Source organism: Streptomyces doebereineriae (assembly GCF_031845645.1).
Lineage (GTDB): Bacteria > Actinomycetota > Actinomycetes > Streptomycetales > Streptomycetaceae > Streptomyces > Streptomyces canus.
In genome coordinates this window covers 531,077-549,754 of record NZ_JAVREZ010000001.1, presented here as the reverse complement: position 1 = coordinate 549,754, position 18,678 = coordinate 531,077, and the positions used below count along the sequence as shown (strand labels likewise).

Below are 18,678 nucleotides of genomic sequence, written 5' to 3'. Positions count from 1 at the left end.
CACCCTTCGAAAGGCTCCGTGTGTCCACGCCGCCCGTCGACCCCCACCTGCCCGCTGTACATCTGCGCCCGCCGCGCAACTGGATCAACGACCCGAACGGGCTGGTCTTCCACGACGGCCACTACCACGTGTTCTTCCAGTACAACCCGTACGGTCCGCAGCACGCGAACGTGCACTGGGGGCACTTCCGCAGCCCGGACCTGGTCACCTGGGAGGAGCTCCCGGTCGCCCTGAACCCCACCCCGGGCGGTGACGACGCCGACGGGTGCTTCTCCGGCAACGCCGTCTCCGTCGGCGGCCGGCTGGTGGCGTTCTACTCCGCCAACCGCACCGACCGCTGGTGGCAGCCGGTCACCACCGCCGAATCCCACGACGGCGGCCACACCTGGGCCAAGCGGCCGGAGTTGCTCATCCCCCAGCCCCCCGCTCACACCACGATGTACCGCGACCCCTATGTCTGGCAGGAGGAAGACCGCTGGCGGATGCTGGTCGGCTCGGCCCTCTCCGACGGCCGGGGCGCCGCCCAGTTGTACGAGTCGACGGACCTGGACAACTGGCAGCACCTCGGCCCGTTCGCCGCCGACGCCCCGAGGCCGCTGCCCGGCGGCACCGACACCGGCGCCGGCTGGGAGTGCCCCCAGTACGCCTTCTGGCCGGCGCCCGACGGCGCGGGACGGCAGGGCCTGCTGATCATCAGTACCTGGGACCACAAGACCGGCCCCCAGGCCACCGCCGCCTACCCCGGCCGCGAGTCCCTCGACGGCACCTTCCACCCCGCGGCACCTGTCCGGCTCGACCACGGCCCGGACTTCTACGCCCCCGCACTGCTGCGCGCCCCGGACGGGCGCTGGCTGCTGTGGGCCTGGTCATGGGAAGCCCGCGAACCCACCTGGGTCGGCGAGGCGGGCTGGGCCGGGCTGCTCACCCTCCCCCGCGAGATCACCCTCACTGCCGACGGCACCGTCCACCAGCAACCTGCCCGGGAAGTCACCGCACTGCGCGGCGAGCAACTCCTGTACGCCACCGGCCCCCTCCAGGCGGACCCGGTCGCACTCGGCGAAGTCGGCAGCACCTTCTACCTCACCGCCCGGCTCACGCCTCCGCCGGGTCATCCGGGCGGCCTCCGGCTGACCACCTCGGCCGACGCAAGCGCACACCTGGATGTCCTGGTGGACGCCGACGCCGGCGAAGTGATCGTCGACCGCTCCCACGCCTCCCGTGACCCCCGGGCCGTCGGCGGCGCATACCGCATCCCTTACCCGGCGGCCCGCTCCGGCGCACCGGTCGAGCTGCGCATGGTGGTCGACCGGTCCGTCGTCGAAGTCTTCCTCAGCAGCGGGGAAGCCCTGACCCTGCGCTTCTACCCGGACTCCGACGCCTCCTGGTCGCTGCAGACCCGATCCGTCGACTTCACCGTCCAGGCATGGAATCTCGCCGCCCCCGCGGAACCCGGCCCCGGGACCCAGGACGCCCTCCACGCGCACCACCCGATTCCCGCACAAGGAGCGCCATGTCCCTAACGACCCGTCCCCGCCGCAGACTTCTCACGGCTCTGACCGTCCTGTCCGGGCTGGGCCTGCTCGCCGCCACACCGGCCGCCGCCGACACCCTCTATCACGAGCAGTACCGGCCCCAGTTCCACTTCACCCCGTCCCAGCACTGGATGAACGACCCCAACGGCCTGATCTGGTACAAGGGCAAGTACCACCTGTTCTTCCAGTACAACCCGTCCGGCAACAGCTGGGGCAACATCTCCTGGGGCCACGCCGTCAGCACCGACCTCCTCCACTGGAAGCAGCTCCCGGTCGCCATACCCCAGGACGACGACGAGATGGTCTTCTCCGGCAGTGTGGTGCAGGACAAGAACAACACCACCGGCTTCGGCACCAAGAAGAACCCGCCGCTGGTCGCCGTCTACACCAGCCTCGTGAAGTCCACCAACGTCCAGAGGCAGTCGCTGGCGTACAGCACGGACGGCGGCACCACCTGGAAGAAGTACTCCGGCAACCCGGTCCTCGACCTGGGCTCCGTCGACTTCCGTGACCCGAAGGTCTTCTGGTACGCCCCCTCCCACAGCTGGCTGATGGCCGTCGCCCTCTCCGACCAGCACAAGATCGCCTTCTACAGGTCTCCCGACCTCAAGCACTGGACCCACCAGAGCGACTTCGGCCCGGCCGGCGCGACCGGCGGGGTGTGGGAGTGCCCGGACCTGTTCCCGCTGCCGGTGGACGGCAACGCCAAGAAGACCAAGTGGGTGCTGGCGGTCAACCTCAACCCCGGTGCCATCGCGGGCGGTTCCGGCGCCCAGTACTTCGTCGGCGACTTCGACGGCAAGAAGTTCACCGCCGACGACAGCGGCGCCTACACCCCGCCGAGCGGCACCGCGCTGCAGGACTTCGAGTCCGGCTCCTTCGGCGACTGGACGGCCGACGGGAGCGCGTTCGGCACAGCGCCGACGACCGGGGCGCTGGACGGCCAGAGCGAGGTCACCGGCTTCGACGGAAAGAACGTCGCCAACAGCTTCCACGGCGGCGACGCCGCCACCGGCACGCTGACCTCGCCGGCGTTCACCGTGATCAGCAACTACATCAACTTCAAGGTCGGCGGGGGCAACCACCCGTACCAGCCCGGTTCCGTACAGGGCGACGTGCCGACACCCACCGGCGAAACACTCGCCGACTTCGAGGGCAGCACCTACACCAGTCCCCTCGGCGACTGGACCACCACCGGCGACGCCTTCGGCACCGGCCCGGCCCAGGGCACCCTCCCCAACCAGCAACAGGTCACCGGCTACCTCGGCAGTGGGCTCGCCAACACCTACCTGAACGGCGACGCCACCACCGGCACCCTGACCTCGCCGACCTTCACCATCGACAAGAAGTACCTGGACTTCCTCATCGGCGGCGGCTACCACGCCGCGAGCTCCGAAGCCCCCACCGCCGTCGAACTCGTCGTCGACGGCAAGGTGGTGCGCTCCGCCACAGGCGCCAACGCCGAGGCCCTGAACTGGGCCTCCTGGGACCTGTCCGACCTGCAGGGCAAGCAGGCCCAGATCAAGGTCGTGGACGCCAACACGGGCGGCTGGGGCCACCTCAACCTCGACCAGGTCGTCCTCTCCGACACCCAGGCCAAGCCCCACTCCGACGAGACCGGCGTCAACCTCCTCGTGGACGGCAAGATCGTGCAGAGCGCCACCGGCGCCAACTCCGAGAACCTGGACTGGGCCTCCTTCAACACCGCCGCCTACAAGGGCAAGCAGGTCCAGCTCCAGATCGTCGACGCCAACACCAGCGGCTGGGGCCACGTCCTCGCCGACCAGTTCACCGCCGCCGACAAGCCCGCCCTGTCCACCACCCGGCGCGCCCACTGGCTCGACTACGGGCAGGACTTCTACGCCGCCAACACCTTCACCGATGTCCCCGGTGGCCGCCGAGTCATGATCGCCTGGATGAACAGCTGGAACTACGGCGGGAACATCCCCACCAGCCCCTGGCGCAGCGCCGACACCTTCCCGCGCCAGCTCGCCCTGCGGACCGTGAACGGCAAGACCCAGCTGGTCCAGAACCCGGTCAGCGAACTGAAAACCCTCCGCAGCAGCACCACCAGCGTCCCCGCCAGGACCGTCACCAACGGCGCCACGCCGCTCGACGTCCACGGCAGCACCCTGGAGCTCAAGGCCGACCTCACCCCGGGCACCGCCACCCGCTTCGGCCTCGACGTACGCACCGGCGCCGCCGGACAGCGCACCCGGATCGGCTACGACACCACCACCGGCGAGGTCTACCTCGACCGCACCGCCTCGGGCGCGACCGACTTCGATCCCACCTTCTCCAGCACCGAACACGCCCCGCTGGCACTCGACGGCAAGCCCCTGCGCCTGCATGTCCTCGTCGACGCCGCATCCGTCGAGGTCTACGCCCAGAACGCGCGCGGCGAGCAAGTCGTCCTGACCGACCAGATCTTCCCCGACCCCTCCAGTACCGGCGTCGACGTCTTCGCCGACGACGGAACGGCCGAACTCACCCACCTCCAGGCATGGCAACTGGCATCCACCTGGAAATGACCCAAACCGGGTGTGCTGCCAGGGCGCGTTCGGTGCCAGGCAACACACCCGGTTGCCAGTGCCGCACCAAGCACCCGGGGCCGGCTCCCGGGTCAGTGGTACTGCCCAGCATCTGGACGAGCAAGTCGCGTGATGAGTTTTCGCGCCCGTACCCGTCACACCTACGACGGGACACGACGAGGCGTAAGGATGACGTGATGAGTGCGGACACACGGCTGGAGGAGCTGGGCGTGAGCGGGCTGAGCGAGGTCGACGAGCCGGCGTTCTCCGGGCTGGTCGAGCGGCACCGGCGGGAGCTGCACGTGCACTGCTACCGGATGCTCGGGTCGTTCGAGGACGCCGAGGACACCGTGCAGGAAACGTTCCTCCGTGCCTGGCGGCGACGGGAGACCTTCGAGGGGCGGTCGACGTTCCGGGCCTGGCTGTACCGGATCGCCACCAACGCCTGCCTGGACCTGCTCGCCAAGTGCCGCCCGGAGCCTGCGACCGGTGGCGAGGTGCTGTGGCTGCAGCCCTACCCGGACCGCCTGCTCGACGAGCTGCCCGCGGGTGGCGCGGACGAGCCGGAGACCGTCGCCGTCGCTCGGGAGACGATCGAGCTGGCGTACCTGGTCGCGGTCCAACACCTCGCGCCGCGCCCGCGGGCCGTGCTGATCCTGCGGGACGTGCTCAGCTGGCCGGCCAAGGACGTCGCGGAGTTCCTCGGGGACTCCGTCAACTCCGTGAACAGCGCGCTGCAGCGGGCCCGCGCCGGCATGCGGGAGCACCTTCCCGCCGAGCGGCAGGACTGGACCGGCGGCGAGGAGGACCCGGAGACGCGCGAGCTGGTGCGCCGTTTCACCGACGCGAGCGTCGCCAAGGACGTCGACGGTCTCGCTGCCATGCTGCGGGACGACGTCCGCTGTTCGATGCCGCCCACCCCGGGCCTGTACGCCGGTCGCGACGCGGTGGTGAACAACTGGGTCGAGGACGGGTTCGCGGACCTGGGGCGCCTGCGCTGCGTCCTCACCTCGGTGAACCGGCAGCCCGCCCTCGCCTTCTACCTCTGGCGGGAGCAGGAGGGCGCATACCTGCCGCTGACGATCGACGTCCTGCGCATCACCGGCGGGGCCATCACCGAGATCGTCATCTTCCACGACGACCAGTTCCCGCGGCTCGGGCTGCCGGAGCGCCTGGCTGCGGACGGCGCGGAGTAGTCCCGCTGGACGCTCGCGCTGCGCGGTGACGCGCCTGACGCGGAACGAGATGAACAGCATGAATGACAGCGGGGTCGGCACAGGCCCGGTATCGGGCCAGACCAGCCGCACCCACCGACTCCGCGGGCTCGCCGTCACCGGCTTCCTTGCCACGCTCGCGGCATGGGTGGCCACCACCCTCGCCGCGGCGCTTGCCCAGGCCCTTGGCGTCGACTTCGAGGTACCCGATGGTGGCGAGGCGATCCCGTTGTCCGGGTTCGCCGTGGTGACCGGTTTCTTCTCGGTCGTGGGCGTCGTCATTGCCGTCGCGTTTCTTCATTGGAGCGCTCGTCCCGCCGAGCGATTCGTGTGGACGGCGGTGTCGCTGACCGCGATCTCGTTGGTCCCGCCCCTCCTCTCCGGGGCCGACACCGCCACCACCACCGCCCTCCTCGGGCTGCACCTCGTCCCTGCGACGGTGATGATCCCCACCCTGGCGCGGAGCCTCCGCACCCGGACCGCTTGACGATCCCGCCACGGGACAGCGCGTCGGCCTGGCCCTCATCGCGCACCAGCTCTCGGTGCGGGGTGTGTCCCTCGCCAGCGGAACGCTCCCGCGCTGTTTGAATCGCCGCATGACCAAGCGCGACGATGCACTTCTCTTCGGTAACCGATTCCTGACTGCGCCCGCTCCCTCGGAGACCTTCCCCGAGGAAGGCATGGCCGCGACGGACGCAATGAGGCTCGTGGATGTGGATCTCGCCATGGAGGGCGACCCCCAGCGCAACCTCGCCACATTCGTCACCACGTGGATGGAGCCCGAGGCCCAACGACTGATCGCCGAGAACCTCCACCGCAACTTCATCGACCACGCGGAGTACCCCATCTCCGCCGAGATCGAGCAGCGTTGCGTGCGCATGCTCGCCGACCTCTTCCACGCGCCGGGCAGGACGACGGGATGTCGGACCCAGGGCTCGTCCGAGGCCATCATGCTCGGCGCACTGTCGCTGAAGTGGAAGTGGCGCGAGCGCCGCCAGGCGGCGAACCTGTCCACCGACCGCCCCAACTTGGTCTTCGGCGGAGACGTCCACGTCGTATGGGAGAAGTTCTGCCGCTACTTCGACGTCGAGCCGCGCATCGTGCCGCTTGCCGAGGGCAAGTACACGATCGGCCCCGAGGACGTGGAGCCCCATCTCGACGAGAACACGATCGGTGTCGTCGCCGTCCTCGGCACCACCTTCACCGGCCACAAGGACGATGTCGTCGGGATCGACAAGCTCCTGCGGGACATCCGCAAAAGGCGGGACCTCGACATCCCGATCCACGTCGACGGCGCCAGCGGCGCTTTCGTGTGGCCCTTCCTCTACCCGGACTCGAAGTGGGACTTCCGGCTCGAGCAGGTCCGTTCGATCAACGTCTCGGGACACAAGTACGGCCTGGTCTACCCCGGCATCGGATGGCTGGTCTTCCGTGAGGAGTCCGACCTGGCCAAGGACCTCGTGTTCTACGAGAACTACCTGGGCAAGACCGACGCGACGTTCACGCTGAACTTCTCCACCGGTGCGTCGATGGTGCTCGCGCAGTACTACAACTTCGTGCGGCTCGGTCGCCAGGGCTACACCTACGTCATGAAGATCATGCAGGAGAACGCCCGCGCGCTGGCGGACAACCTGCGCAGCAGCGGCCGCTTCGAAGTGATCGGAAGCGACCTCGAGCAGCTGCCGCTGGTCGCTTTCCGTCTCGCCGGCCAGCATGCCTACGACGAGTCCGACATCGCCTGGCAGCTCTCGGCCGAACGCGGCTGGATGGTGCCCGCGTACACGCTCCCGCCCAACGCGGAGCGGGTGAAGATCCTGCGCGCCCTGGTCAAGGAGACCCTGAGCCGCGAGCAGGTCGAGCGGCTGAGCCAGGACATCGCCGACGCGTGTCGCACGCTGGACGACAAGGGTGCGGCCCACGGGATCGAGCGGGCCCAGGTCAAGCGCGGCACCGGCTACTGACGCACTGCGACGGAGCGGGAATTTCGGGCGGCCGGCCATCGGCGACCCCAGCTGCAGCAGCGCCGCCTGCAAGGCTGCGAGCCGCTGGCCCGCACCTGCTCGCTGCACCACTCCCCCCCCCTGCAGCCGATCAAGCGTGACGACCGGCCTCGTATCAGCGACAGCTTGCGGAGCACCGGGCCGACGACGGTCTCGTCGTCCAGGCCGGCACCGTCCACCAGACGCACGTGATGCTCGGGACCGACGTCGAAGCCGCGGACTGGCTCGCCGCCACTGGGTCATGGACAACCTGCGGTGCCGTCACCCTCACGGGACAGCCGCCGAAGCCCTCCCACAAGATGCCACCGTGGACGCGTTCGGCGGTGGTGCCGCCGCCGGGACCGTCCCTCTCAGGAGACCAGCTCGGTGATACTGCGAGCTGTCAGCCACAGGCCGAGGAGCAGGGCGAACGTGACGATCAGCTGCTCCTGGTGCTGTGCGAGCCAGTCCCGCAGGGCGCTCAACCGGGCGTTCGCGACCGCGGGCGCCCGGGCCACGTACATCTCCATGACGATCAGGCTGAGGGTGGCCAGCAGGCAGTAGCCGGCCAGTGCGAGCCAGTCGGCCAAGGTGGAGAGGTTCGCGTCGACGGCGGTCGCGGCGCCGGCGCCGACCAGTGCCCAGGGCTGCAGCAGCCATGCCAGGCCGGCTGCCGTGGCCGGGGAGGCGTTGTCGATCCGGGCGGTCCAGCGTGGCGGGCCATGCGGGCGGGGCGGCCGGAAGTGCCGGTGTGCGCTGTACAGCACCAGAGCCAGGCCGATGGCGAGTTTCGCATCGATGGCGGCGGTCGAGGGCACGCTGTGACGAGCCGGGGGCTGACCACCGGTCAGCAGCACCACGCAGGCGATCACCGCGATCAGATTGGCCAGCCACGACAACAGGAACGCCAGGCCCAGGCGAACACCGTGCCGTGAGGAGAGCAGCAGGATGAAGGCGCTGTTGTGCAACGGCCCCAGGGTGACGGCCGTAGCGATCACAACCAGGTCGAGGACCATCGGATCAGCCGCTCCTGGGTATCAGGGCCGTGTGCCACCGGTGGATGAGCGGGACCGGTCGGCAGCTCGAGGCGTTGCCGCTGCGGTGCCGCATCCCGACTGTGCAGGCGGGGGCCCGGCTGGTCAAGCAGGCCACGCCCGCATGGCGGCACCGGCTGCCCGACGGGCTCCCTGGCGAGCATGGCCCGGGGAGCCGGGGCCGTCCGCCTGACCCAGCCTGTCAGGCGCTCGGGCCGGTGCGTACGAAGAGGCAGAACGGGTGGCCCGCCGGGTCGAACAGGACGCGTACATCATCCTGAGGCTGGAAGTCCGTCACCGTCGCCCCCAGGGCAAGAGCATCCTCGACGGCTGATGACAGATCGTTCACCTCGATGTCCAGATGCATCATCATCTGCTGCTCGGACCGTGTGGAGGGCCACCGTGGGCGGGTGAAGAGTGGCTCTGTCTGGAACGACAGCCCGGGACCGCCATCGGGTGGAGCGATCTCCACCCAGCCGGGTTCCTCCTTCCGCGTCGGCCAGCCGAGCAGCCCCTGATAGAACTGCGCCAACTCGTGGGCGTCCGGTGCGTCAAGAGTGGTCGCGGCCAGCGTGAAACGCGGTTGCGGCTTCATACGGTGCTGCTGCCCCGTTTCGCTGCTGCAAGGCCGGCCGGCCACGCCTCCGTTCAGCCGCACATCACCGAGGGAAACGACGTCCAAGCGCGTCGCTGCCTTCAGGCTGGTGAGGGCTGAGGCACGGTGAGGGCCATGAGCATGGCGGCACAGCCCGGTACGGCGTCCTCGACCCGCGGCATGGTCCGTATCCCGGGCGGAACGTTTTTGATGGGGGCGGCCGACTTCTATCCCGAGGAGCGGCCCGTGCACCCGGTGACCGTGGACGGCTTCTGGATGGATGCCCATCCGGTCACCGTCGCCGAGTTCCGGAGGTTCGTGAAGGCCACCGGCTACGTCACGGTGGCCGAACGTGCGTTGGACCCGGCGGACTACCCGGACGCGGAACCTGCCGCACTCGTCCCCGGGGCACTGGTATTCCGTATGACGCCGGGGCCGGTGGACCTTGACGACTGGCGCCAGTGGTGGTCCTACGCCCCGGACGCCTGCTGGCGCCGCCCGCTGGGCAGTGACACCACCCTCAACGGCCAGCAGCTGCACCCGGTGACCCAGGTGGCTTACGAGGACGCCGACGCTTACGCCGCCTGGGCCGGTAAAGGGCTGCCCACTGAGGCAGAGTGGGAGTTCGCCGCCCGCGGTGGGCTTGAGTCGGCGGTCTTCCCCTGGGGTGATGAGTTCGCTCCCAAGGGCCGACGTATGGCCAACACCTGGCATGGCACCTTCCCTTGGCAATACGTGCCGGCCGGCAAGGCGCGGACGACCCCGGGAACCACCCCGGTGCGTACGTATCCGCCCAACGGCTACGGCCTGTACGACGTGGCCGGCAACGTCTGGGAGTGGACCTGCGACTACTTCACCCCGCGCCACCGCGATACCGCCCCCCAGACCTGTTGTGCACCCCGGAATCCACGGGTTGACCATCAGGCCGAAACCCCGGCCGGTGCCGACCGCTTCCCCCGCCGTGTCATCAAGGGCGGTTCACACCTGTGCGCCCCGAACTACTGCCTGCGCTACCGCCCCGCCGCCCGCCAGGGCCAGTCCGAGGACAGCGCCACCTGTCATCTGGGCTTCCGTTGCGTGCTTCGCTGACCGCGCCCGGCGAACCGCCCCCGCCCCACTCCGCGCCCGCTGCCCCGCATCCTCACCAGTGACCCAAGGATCCACTCATGAGTCATCCAGTTCTTCCGTCATGGCGGGACGGTCGCACCCGCACGGCCCTGCTGCGCTTCGTCGAGGAGGTGACGACTCCCGGGGAGAACTTCCTCGAGCCTCCCGATCGGGTCGCCGTCTTCGACAACGACGGCACGCTGTGGCCCGAGCGGCCGATGCCTGTGCAGTTGCACTACTTGACCGAGCGGTGGCGGCAGATGGCTCAGGCCGATCCCGCCTTGGCAGACCATGAACCGTACGCCTCGGTGCTCGCGGGCGACCCGTCGTGGATCGCCTCGGTGATCGCGGACCATTACGCCGGGGACGACACCCGGTTGCCCGTCCTCGCCGAGGCGGTGATCGCAACGCAACGGGGCCTGGACACCGACACGGTGGCCGACATGATGCGGGACTTCTTCCGTACCGCTCAGCACCCGGTCCTGCGGCGTGCCTATGCGGCCTGCGCGTACCAGCCGATGCTGGAACTTCTGTCCTACCTGCGGGAAAGGGAATTCTCCACGGTGATCGTCTCCGGCGGCGGGCGTGACTTCATGCGGGTCATCGCCGCCGAGGTGTACGGCGTCCGGCCCGAGCAGGTCATCGGGTCCACCGCCGATGCGAGCTGGTCCGTCACTCAGCGGACCGTCGTGTACGGCGACGCCATCCGTGTACTGGACGACGGTCCGGAGAAACCGGTTCAGATCTGGAGCAGACTGGGCCGCCGCCCGGTGCTGGCCTGCGGAAACTCCAACGGGGACATGGAGATGCTCATGTACGCCTGCTCAGCGCGCCACGGCCTTGCCCTCCTCATCCACCACGACGACGAAACCCGGGACGACATCCCCTACGACGCAGGCGCGGAGCGGGCCCTGGCCGAGGCTGGGCGGCACGCATGGCTGACCGTCAGTGTCCGAAACGACTGGGCCCGGCTCTACCCCGACGCCCCCTGAACGGACGGGGGAACCGGCGGCTCACCGAGCACAGGAGAGGGCCCACCACCTGCAGGCCACGCGGTCACCCGAGTGCCCGTCTGAACAAGCGCCGCATCTCAGCCGCGAACAGACTGCGAGAGGTTGCCAGTACGATCCCTGCGGCCTGGCACGCACTCTGCTGGAGAGATGGAGACGGGCCATGGCTCAGACGTTCCGGGGCATCATCAACCTCGACGTCCGCGACTCCGTACCCGACTGGGCTCCCTATGCGCAGCCCAAGGCGCCGGAGGGTTCCCCCAACGTCGTGTACATCGTCCTCGACGACGTGGGCTTCGGTGCCATGAGCTGCTACGGCGGCCCCATCGAGACTCCGAACATCGACCGGCTCGCTGCCAACGGCCTGCGCTATGCCCAGTGGCACACCACCGCGCTGTGCTCGCCGACCCGGTCCGCCCTCCTGACGGGGCGCAATCACACCACCAACGGCATGGCCTGCATCAGCGAGGCCGCGATCGGCTTTCCCAGCGGCAACGGCCACATTCCGTCCGAGTGCGCCACCCTCGCGGAGATCCTGGTCGACAAGGGCTACAGCACCTCCCTGACCGGAAAGTGGCACCTGTGCCCCGAGGATGAGATGAACCTCGCCGCCACGAAGCGGAACTGGCCCACCGGGCGGGGATTCGAGCGCTTCTACGGCTTCCTCGGCGCCGAGACGAGCCAGTGGTACCCGGACCTGATCCACGACCAGCATCCGGTCGAAGCGCCCGCCACCCCCGAGGAGGGCTACCACTTCAGCACCGACATCACCGACAAGGCGATCCAGTACATCGACGACGTCAAGGCCATCGCCCCCGAGCGGCCCGTCTTCCTCTACTACGCGCCCGGTTGCGCCCACGCCCCGCACCAAGCGCCCCGTGAATGGATCGACCGCTACCGCGGCGCCTTCGACCAGGGCTACGAGGCCATGCGCGAGCAGATCCTGGCGCGCCAGAAGGAGCTGGGCCTGGTCCCGCAGAACACGGAACTTCCCCCGCTGAATCCCATCGGTACACCCGAAACGCGCAGCGGCCCCGGGGGCGAACCGTTCCCGCCGCTGGACTTCACCCGCCCGTGGAGTGAACTCGACGAGGACGAGCGGCGCCTGTTCGCCCGCATGGCCGAGGCCTACGCGGGGTTCCTCTCGCACTGCGACGACCAGATCGGCCGCCTGCTGGCTTACCTTGACGACATCGACCAGCTGGACAACACGATCTTCGTGGTGGTCTCGGACAACGGGGCCAGCGGCGAGGGCGGGCCGAACGGCTCGGTGAACGAGAACAAGTTCTTCAACAACGTCGCCGACGACGTGGCGGAGAACCTCGCGATGATCGACGAGATCGGCGGCGTCAAGACCTACGGTCACTATCCGAACGGTTGGGCCATGGCCTTCAACACGCCGTTCAAGATGTGGAAGCGCTACTCCTTCAACGGCGGCACCTGCGACCCGTGCATCATCTCCTGGCCGGCCGGGATCAAGGCACGCGGCGAGGTACGCCAGCAGTACCACCACGCGGTCGACATCGTCCCCACCGTGCTCGACTGCCTGGGATTCGAGCTGCCGGAGACCGTCAAGGGCCACACCCAGATCCCCCTTCAGGGGGTGAGCATGCGCTACAGCTTCGACGCGGCCACCATTCCGTCCGCCAAGAGCACGCAGTTCTACTCCATGCTCGGCACGCGCGGTATCTGGCACAACGGCTGGAAGGCCGTCACCACCCACCCGGCGATCAGCGGCTGGAGCCGCTTCCACCAGGACACCTGGGAGCTCTACCACACCGAGGTGGACCGGGCGGAGGTGCACGACCTCGCCGAGCAGGAACCCGAGAAGCTCACTCAGCTGATCGCCCTGTGGTTCTACGAGGCGGGCGTCAACCAGGCCTTCCCCCTGGACGACCGCTCGGCGCTGGAAATCCTCATGACCCCGCGCCCCGAGCTGACCCCGCACCGCAACCGCTACGTCTACCGGCCCGGCGGCTCCGAGGTGCCGGAGTCGGTGGCGGTCAACATCCGCAACCGCTCGTACGCGATCGGCGCGCTGGTGGACCTGCCCGAGCCGGGCGCGTCCGGGGTGCTCTTCGCCCACGGCGGACGGTTCGGCGGCCACACCCTCTACATCAAGGACGGTCGACTGCGATACGTGTACAACTTCCTCGGCAGCCAGGAGCAGCGGATCACCGCGAGCGAGGACCTTCCCACCGGTGAGAAGCTGATCCTGGCCGCGTCCTTCGAGAAGGACGGAGAGGACTCACCCGGTGTCGCCACCGGCATCCTCAGCCTCTACTACGGCGACCGCAAGGTCGGCGAAGGCCGCATCAAGACACAGCCGGGCAGGTTCACCCTGGCCGGCGAGGGCCTCAACGTCGGCCGGGACAACGGCGACGCCGTCACCGGCGACTACCCCGGCACCGCTCCCTGGACCTTCACCGGCGGCGCTCTGCACCGCGTCGCGGTGGACGTCAGCGGCGAGCCCTACGTGGACCTCGAGCGCGAAGCCGAGGCGATGATGGCCCGCGAGTGACACCGGCAGGCGCTGGGCCCCGCCGCTACCTCCTCGGCATGTCTGGGATGGGCTGCACCACTCCCGATGGATCAGTCGGCCTTCATGGCGCGGTGAACACTCTCCCGGAGCAGGGTTCGACGCTGCTCGTGCAGTTCGGGGGGCTCCTGTGCGGTCGCCGCGTAGACATTGCTGACCGGTGACCACGCCATGGACATGGCGATAACCATGGCCATGACGTCGAACGGGTCTCCCTGGCGTACCAGGCCGGCGGCCTGGGCCTCGGCGATGGCGCGCAGTTTGCGGTCGTCGAGGCGGTCGGGGTCGTCGACCAGGTGACCGGCCGGGCGTCGCTCCAGGCGTGCCCAGGTGGCCAGTCGGATGAGATCGGGGCGGCGCAGATACTCGTCGTAAAGGCGTACGGCCCAGTCCGCGAGGTCAGTGGCATCGATCGGGACGACATTCACGATCCGCTCCAGCGAGCCGAAGAAGATGGCATCGAAGAGCCCTTCTTTGCTGCCGAAGTAGGCATAGAGCTGCGCCTTGTTGGTGCGTGCGGCGGCCACGATCCGCTCGATGCGCGCTCCGGCGATCCCGTGCTCGGCGAACTCCTGGGTCGCCACATCGAGGATGCGCTGGTACGTCGCGGCTCCGCGCGAGGACAGGGGCTGATCAGCCATGCCCCCACGCTACCAAACAGAACAGTTGGTTTGCCCTGGCGGGTCGGATGGTCCTACTCTCAAATAGACCAACCAGTCTGTCTATGAGGAGACGCCATGAGGAATACCGTGGGCTGGCAGGTGGAAGGTCCGTCGACGACGCTACGGCGGACACCACTGGAACGGCGCGACCTGCGCCCCGACGACCTCGCGGTCCGGGTGGAATACTGCGGCGTCTGCCACACCGATCTTCACGCCGTCAGCGCTCGGGACGGCCAAGGAGGCCGGCCCCTGGTGCCGGGGCACGAGTTCACGGGCGTGGTGACCGAGACCGGACCCACGGTCACCCGGTTCACCGTCGGCGACGCGGTCGCGGTGGGCAACATCGTCGATTCGTGCGGCGAGTGCACCATGTGCCGCGCCGGCCAGGAGAACTTCTGCCACACCTTCCCGACCCTGACCTACGACGGCACCGACCGAATCGACGGATCGACCACGCTGGGGGCCTACTCCCGCGAGTACGTCGTCCGCGAGCGTTTCGCCTACCCACTTCCCGTCGGTCTGGATCCGGCCGCCGCCGCTCCGTTGCTTTGTGCCGGGATCACTGTCTGGGAACCGCTGCACGCTCTCGGTGTGGGTCCGGGAACCCGCGTCGCGGTGGCGGGACTGGGCGGCCTGGGCCACCTCGCGGTCAAGATCGCCGTGGCGCTCGGCGCCGACACCTCGGTCATCAGCCGCTCACCGGACAAGGCCGACGACGCTCGTCGTCTCGGCGCCCACGGTCTCATCGTCTCCACGGACCCGGAACAGATGGCTGACGCCCGCGACCGGTTCGACGTCGTCATCGACACCATCTCCTCCCCGCACGACCTCGGCCCTTACCTGCGCCTGGTCGCCATGGACGGGACGCTCAGCCACCTCGGGCACCTGGGACCCGTCACCGTGGAGACCACCGACCTGCTCGTGGGACGCAAGAAGCTCAGCTCCGCAGGCAGCGGCGGCAGGCCCGCGACCGCCGCCATGCTGGACTTCTGCGGCGAGCACGGCATCACCGCCGACATCGAACTGCTCCCCTCGGCGCGGGTGAACGAGGCCCTCGACCGTCTCCGGCGCAACGACGTGCGCTACCGCCTCGTACTCGACATGTCCGACCTGGGCTGAACTGCGAGGTCCAGGAACCGCAGTACGGCCGTGTTCAGCTCGGCGCCCCCTCCACCGTATGGGAGATCTTGAAAGGGGCCGGGCACTCTTGGCCTCCGATTTCTTCGAATGCCCTAACCCCCCTGCCCTGCGAGCGTGTCCAGGGCTTCTGCGACCGGGACGGGATCCAGGGGGCCGACGTGTGACGCCCCGGGGAAATCGTGCACGCGGAAGCTGTTGCCGGGCGTGAACGCGTCTGCTTCCGCGATCATCCTGTCCTGGAGTGCCGTGGCGATCGTCCGGTCCCTGCCGAAACGCAGGTAGGTGCGGGGAATGCGTCCCCAGTTGCCGGCCCGGCCGACCGCTCGGCCCGCATAAGCGGCGACGGGCTCGTCGGTCTGCATGCCGGCCAGTATCCGGCGGAATTCGGCGTCGGGATAGTCCGCGCAGATCATCTCCTTCAGGAGGGCCAGCTCACGGCTGTCACCTGTCCGGAAGTTCAGCCGCAGCACACCGAGCCGGTCCGGGTCACCCACCGTCAGCTCGACCGGGCTGACGGCGTTCGCATTCTCGGGTGCCGCCGTGCAGGCGTCCGCTGTGGGCAGGACGCGACTGGGGCAGAAGGCCGCCATGTAGCAGATGTGGTGAAGCAGATGCGGGACGGCATCGCCGACACGGCTGACCGATACGCCACCCAGGCTGTGCCCGACCAGCACCACCGGGCCGTTCCGTGCCGCCCGCCGCACGATGCCCGTGACGCGCGCCTCGTAGTCGTCCAGCCCGAGGCCCTTCAGCGGGGAAGGCTCGGCCGCCATCGCGTCGAGGTCCTGCCGCTGATACGACTCCGGCACGAAAGCCTCCGCGCCATGCCGAGGTTGGTCCACCATGACGACGCGGTGACCGCGCAGCGTCAGCTCCCGCACGATCGGCATCCAGAACGCGCCGGCGCTGTGGGTGCCGTGCACCAGCACGTAGGTGGTGATCCCGCGACGCGGGTCCGCTGCGGCCGGCGAGGTTCCGAGCCCGGTGGCCAGTGCCATGCCCCCCACCGCGAGTCCCAGCCCACGTAATGCCGTCCGCCTGGTGGCATCCGTTCGTTCTTCGTTCGTGTCATTCGTCATGAGTACGACGCTATGAACGGCCCGCTTGGCCCGCCAGCGGTCCAGCACCACCACAGGGGTGGACGCAGCACCACCTTGCCATGCACTCACACCAAGGCAGCCGGCCGCCTCATCAGACCCCATGGGGAGCCGGCCGACGGCCCATCAGGTCGAAGCGCGGCCTGCAACTCATCGACGGACGGAGGAACCGGGGTCAGGGACGGGACGGCCAACCTCGGACGGCCAACCTGGACGGAAGCGTTCAACGTAATCTGCGAAGTCGCGACGCAGATACCGAGAATCGGCCGGCTTCAGCCGGATCTGCTGACGGCTGTCGGCCCACCAGATCTCGAACTCAGCGACGGTGCCTTCCGCCGGCCAGTCCTCACCCTGATCCGGAAGCAACGCAACATCGACGAAGCCTCCGACGGCCAGACCGATGTCCACGAAGAACCCGATCACGCCGGGCCGAGGAACGTTCACGACGGTGCCCTCGAAGACCTGCCCGAAGCGCAGGCCCCTGCGAATCCGAACCCACTCGGCATCTGGCACCACGAACACATCATCGCATCTTCGTCTGGATCGCGAGCGACTGGACTTGGGCAGCGGAGTCGTGAGCATTCCCAAGCACGTAGATGGTCAACTGCTGCTCAAACTCTGTGCCGGTGCCTACGAGCGGCTGTTCACGCGTGGCCGGATGCCACTGTGCTGGTCGGAGAAGACGATGAGCCGCCGATGACGCCGTTGGCGTGACATCGCCCGGCAGCCGCAACCGCAGATGGCCGTGGACGGCTCTCCTCTTGCACATCCACCCGCTGCTGGAGGAGACCAACGTGACCATCGCCCTTGAACACCACGCGCCGCAGGCCTTCGTCGACCCCTACGCCGCCGACCCGGCGGAGCCCGCCTGGCCTCCGGCCGCGCCCGGGCAGGACATGGACCACCTACTGCCGCCGCCCAACCCCTCCGAACGCCTCAGCATCCTCATCGACCCCCGCGACCAGCACCGCCTGGCCCTGCACGCCGCACTGACCGCCGCCGGAATCCCGCCCCGGCCCGAGGACCGCGACGCCATCGACCAGCTCAGCGCCCTGCCCCCCGGCATCAACACCACCCTGCAACGCTGGCTGCACCACACGACATCACGGTGACAGAACTCAACAACGGCGTGGCGATGGCCTCCAGGACACGGCTCTCCACCTCGGACCATTCAGGATCCGTGTCGGCGATGGTCACGACAGTGGCGCGGGCCCTCACAGCAGGCGTCGGTCTGCGCGTCGATCGTCAGCTGCACACCCACCCTTGCACCGGAGCCCGCACCGCACTCGGGTCGGTCGTACGGCCTGCGCTCCCTCTCACTGCGTCCAGCGCCCCGCTCGGGAGCCGCCGGCGGCGTGTGCGCAGCACGAAGCACGGGAGCACGCTGTAGAAGGTGACGTCCTGGGGGTTCAGCCCGAGCAGGGCGCGCAGTACCAGCCCTGGACCATGTAGGTCGTCAGGCCGTTACGACCAGCGCATCGAGCGCCGTACGCACGGCGGACAGTTCGGCCGGAGTGGGATCGGCCGATTCGTGCGGTATCAGCGCTGCGGGGTTGACCACAGGGACGGTGCCCCCAACGGCCAGTCGTGGATGCCGGCCACGGTCTGCACTGCCCAGAGCGATACGGTGCGGGCCTGCGGGTCGAAGTGGACGCCGCCGTAAGGCATGTCGGTGAGCGCCGGGGTGATGGACGGCGACGCCACGAGCAGCTCGATCAGGCCGGGGCCGGCGGCGAGGTGGTCGATGGGCTGCTCCCAGTCGCTGCCCCACGTGCGAACGCTTCCGTCTGGCAGGCGCAGCGAGACGACGGAGGAGGGCTCGGTGGTCTCCGGGGCCGCGAACCCGGAAGGCTCGAAGGTCTCGAACCAGCCCGGCGCACGCGTCAGGGACCGGCCAAGGCCCAGGTGGCGGGTCAGATCGCCCATACCGTCGTGAGCGAAGGGGACGTCCCAGCCAGGCCATGTCCGGGCCAGTACGGCGCGGGCGGCGATGTGATCCGCCCCGCTGTCCGCGAAGGCGAACCAGAGCAGGATTCGGCGGTCGTGGTCGACGAGTGCGGCGCCCTCGCACCACACGTCGTCGAGCCATTCGTCGATCTCCCGGTTGGCTCGGAAGCCGCCTGTCGCCGCAACCGGTCCGGGCAGCAGATCGTCGACCACCCGGTCGGCGGCCCAGTGCGAGTAGTAGCGCTGCCAGGCGCCGTTCTCGACCACCACGTATTGCGCTCGTGCTCGGTC

General features: G+C 69.0%; 16 protein-coding genes. 10 read left to right on the top strand and 6 right to left on the bottom strand.

Features of this window, described 5'->3' with window-relative positions; translation table 11 throughout:
* The first annotated feature begins 20 nt into the window (after positions 1 to 20).
* The 5 genes from RNB18_RS02595 (at position 21) to RNB18_RS02575 (ending at position 7,238) form a co-directional block, all read left to right on the top strand.
* The gene (locus RNB18_RS02595; protein ID WP_311712478.1) at positions 21 to 1,520 is read left to right on the top strand and encodes a glycoside hydrolase family 32 protein; all 1,500 of its coding nucleotides are present in this window, start codon (positions 21 to 23) and stop codon (positions 1,518 to 1,520) included.
* Positions 1,511 to 4,063: a GH32 C-terminal domain-containing protein gene (locus RNB18_RS02590; RefSeq protein WP_311712477.1), complete on the top strand. Its 2,553-nt coding sequence runs from the start codon at positions 1,511 to 1,513 to the stop codon at positions 4,061 to 4,063. The genes RNB18_RS02595 and RNB18_RS02590 overlap by 10 nt, the downstream gene beginning before the upstream one ends.
* Before the next feature lie 197 nt (positions 4,064 to 4,260).
* Positions 4,261 to 5,259 (top strand): RNA polymerase subunit sigma-70, encoded by a 999-nt coding sequence (locus RNB18_RS02585; RefSeq protein WP_311712476.1) that lies wholly within the window; start codon positions 4,261 to 4,263, stop codon positions 5,257 to 5,259.
* 58 nt (positions 5,260 to 5,317) lie between these two features.
* Positions 5,318 to 5,764, top strand: coding sequence for a DUF6069 family protein (locus RNB18_RS02580; RefSeq protein WP_311712475.1), 447 nt, complete (start codon positions 5,318 to 5,320; stop codon positions 5,762 to 5,764).
* 109 nt (positions 5,765 to 5,873) lie between these two features.
* Complete coding sequence (locus RNB18_RS02575) at positions 5,874 to 7,238, top strand: glutamate decarboxylase (protein WP_311712474.1); 1,365 nt, start codon at positions 5,874 to 5,876, stop codon at positions 7,236 to 7,238.
* A 389-nt stretch (positions 7,239 to 7,627) separates the two neighbouring features.
* On the opposite strand, the gene RNB18_RS02570 is transcribed toward RNB18_RS02575, so the two are convergent.
* Together RNB18_RS02570 and RNB18_RS02565 are read right to left on the bottom strand one after the other, a co-directional pair.
* The gene (locus RNB18_RS02570) at positions 7,628 to 8,272 is read right to left on the bottom strand and encodes a GAP family protein (RefSeq protein ID WP_311712473.1); all 645 of its coding nucleotides are present in this window, start codon (positions 8,270 to 8,272) and stop codon (positions 7,628 to 7,630) included.
* Positions 8,273 to 8,492: 220 nt separating this feature from the next.
* Positions 8,493 to 8,948 (bottom strand): VOC family protein, encoded by a 456-nt coding sequence (locus RNB18_RS02565; protein ID WP_311712472.1) that lies wholly within the window; start codon positions 8,946 to 8,948, stop codon positions 8,493 to 8,495.
* A 72-nt stretch (positions 8,949 to 9,020) separates the two neighbouring features.
* Here RNB18_RS02565 and RNB18_RS02560 point away from each other — a divergent pair, with 72 nt between their 5' ends.
* The 3 genes from RNB18_RS02560 (at position 9,021) to RNB18_RS02550 (ending at position 13,523) form a co-directional block, all read left to right on the top strand.
* A complete protein-coding gene (locus tag RNB18_RS02560; RefSeq protein ID WP_311712471.1) occupies positions 9,021 to 9,974 on the top strand; it encodes a formylglycine-generating enzyme family protein in 954 nt (317 codons plus the stop codon).
* A 77-nt stretch (positions 9,975 to 10,051) separates the two neighbouring features.
* Complete coding sequence (locus RNB18_RS02555) at positions 10,052 to 10,984, top strand: HAD family hydrolase (protein ID WP_311712470.1); 933 nt, start codon at positions 10,052 to 10,054, stop codon at positions 10,982 to 10,984.
* A 181-nt stretch (positions 10,985 to 11,165) separates the two neighbouring features.
* Complete coding sequence (locus RNB18_RS02550) at positions 11,166 to 13,523, top strand: arylsulfatase (protein ID WP_311712469.1); 2,358 nt, start codon at positions 11,166 to 11,168, stop codon at positions 13,521 to 13,523.
* Between the two features lie 71 nt (positions 13,524 to 13,594).
* On the opposite strand, the gene RNB18_RS02545 is transcribed toward RNB18_RS02550, so the two are convergent.
* Positions 13,595 to 14,182: a TetR family transcriptional regulator gene (locus tag RNB18_RS02545; RefSeq protein WP_311712468.1), complete on the bottom strand. Its 588-nt coding sequence runs from the start codon at positions 14,180 to 14,182 to the stop codon at positions 13,595 to 13,597.
* 96 nt (positions 14,183 to 14,278) lie between these two features.
* Between RNB18_RS02545 and RNB18_RS02540 the strand changes: the two genes are divergently transcribed.
* Positions 14,279 to 15,322, top strand: coding sequence for an NAD(P)-dependent alcohol dehydrogenase (locus tag RNB18_RS02540; RefSeq protein ID WP_311712467.1), 1,044 nt, complete (start codon positions 14,279 to 14,281; stop codon positions 15,320 to 15,322).
* Positions 15,323 to 15,435: 113 nt separating this feature from the next.
* Here RNB18_RS02540 and RNB18_RS02535 read toward each other — a convergent pair whose 3' ends face one another.
* Together RNB18_RS02535 and RNB18_RS02530 are read right to left on the bottom strand one after the other, a co-directional pair.
* Complete coding sequence (locus tag RNB18_RS02535; protein ID WP_311713006.1) at positions 15,436 to 16,341, bottom strand: alpha/beta hydrolase; 906 nt, start codon at positions 16,339 to 16,341, stop codon at positions 15,436 to 15,438.
* A 249-nt stretch (positions 16,342 to 16,590) separates the two neighbouring features.
* Positions 16,591 to 16,956 carry a hypothetical protein gene (locus RNB18_RS02530; RefSeq protein ID WP_311712466.1) on the bottom strand — a complete coding sequence of 122 codons (366 nt, stop codon included), beginning with the start codon at positions 16,954 to 16,956 and terminating at the stop codon, positions 16,591 to 16,593.
* A 194-nt stretch (positions 16,957 to 17,150) separates the two neighbouring features.
* Here RNB18_RS02530 and RNB18_RS02525 point away from each other — a divergent pair, with 194 nt between their 5' ends.
* Entirely contained in the window at positions 17,151 to 17,552 is a 402-nt protein-coding gene (locus tag RNB18_RS02525; RefSeq protein ID WP_311712465.1) for a hypothetical protein, read from the top strand.
* A gap of 427 nt (positions 17,553 to 17,979) precedes the next feature.
* Here RNB18_RS02525 and RNB18_RS02520 read toward each other — a convergent pair whose 3' ends face one another.
* Complete coding sequence (locus RNB18_RS02520; RefSeq protein WP_311712464.1) at positions 17,980 to 18,657, bottom strand: hypothetical protein; 678 nt, start codon at positions 18,655 to 18,657, stop codon at positions 17,980 to 17,982.
* Positions 18,658 to 18,678 lie beyond the last annotated feature (21 nt).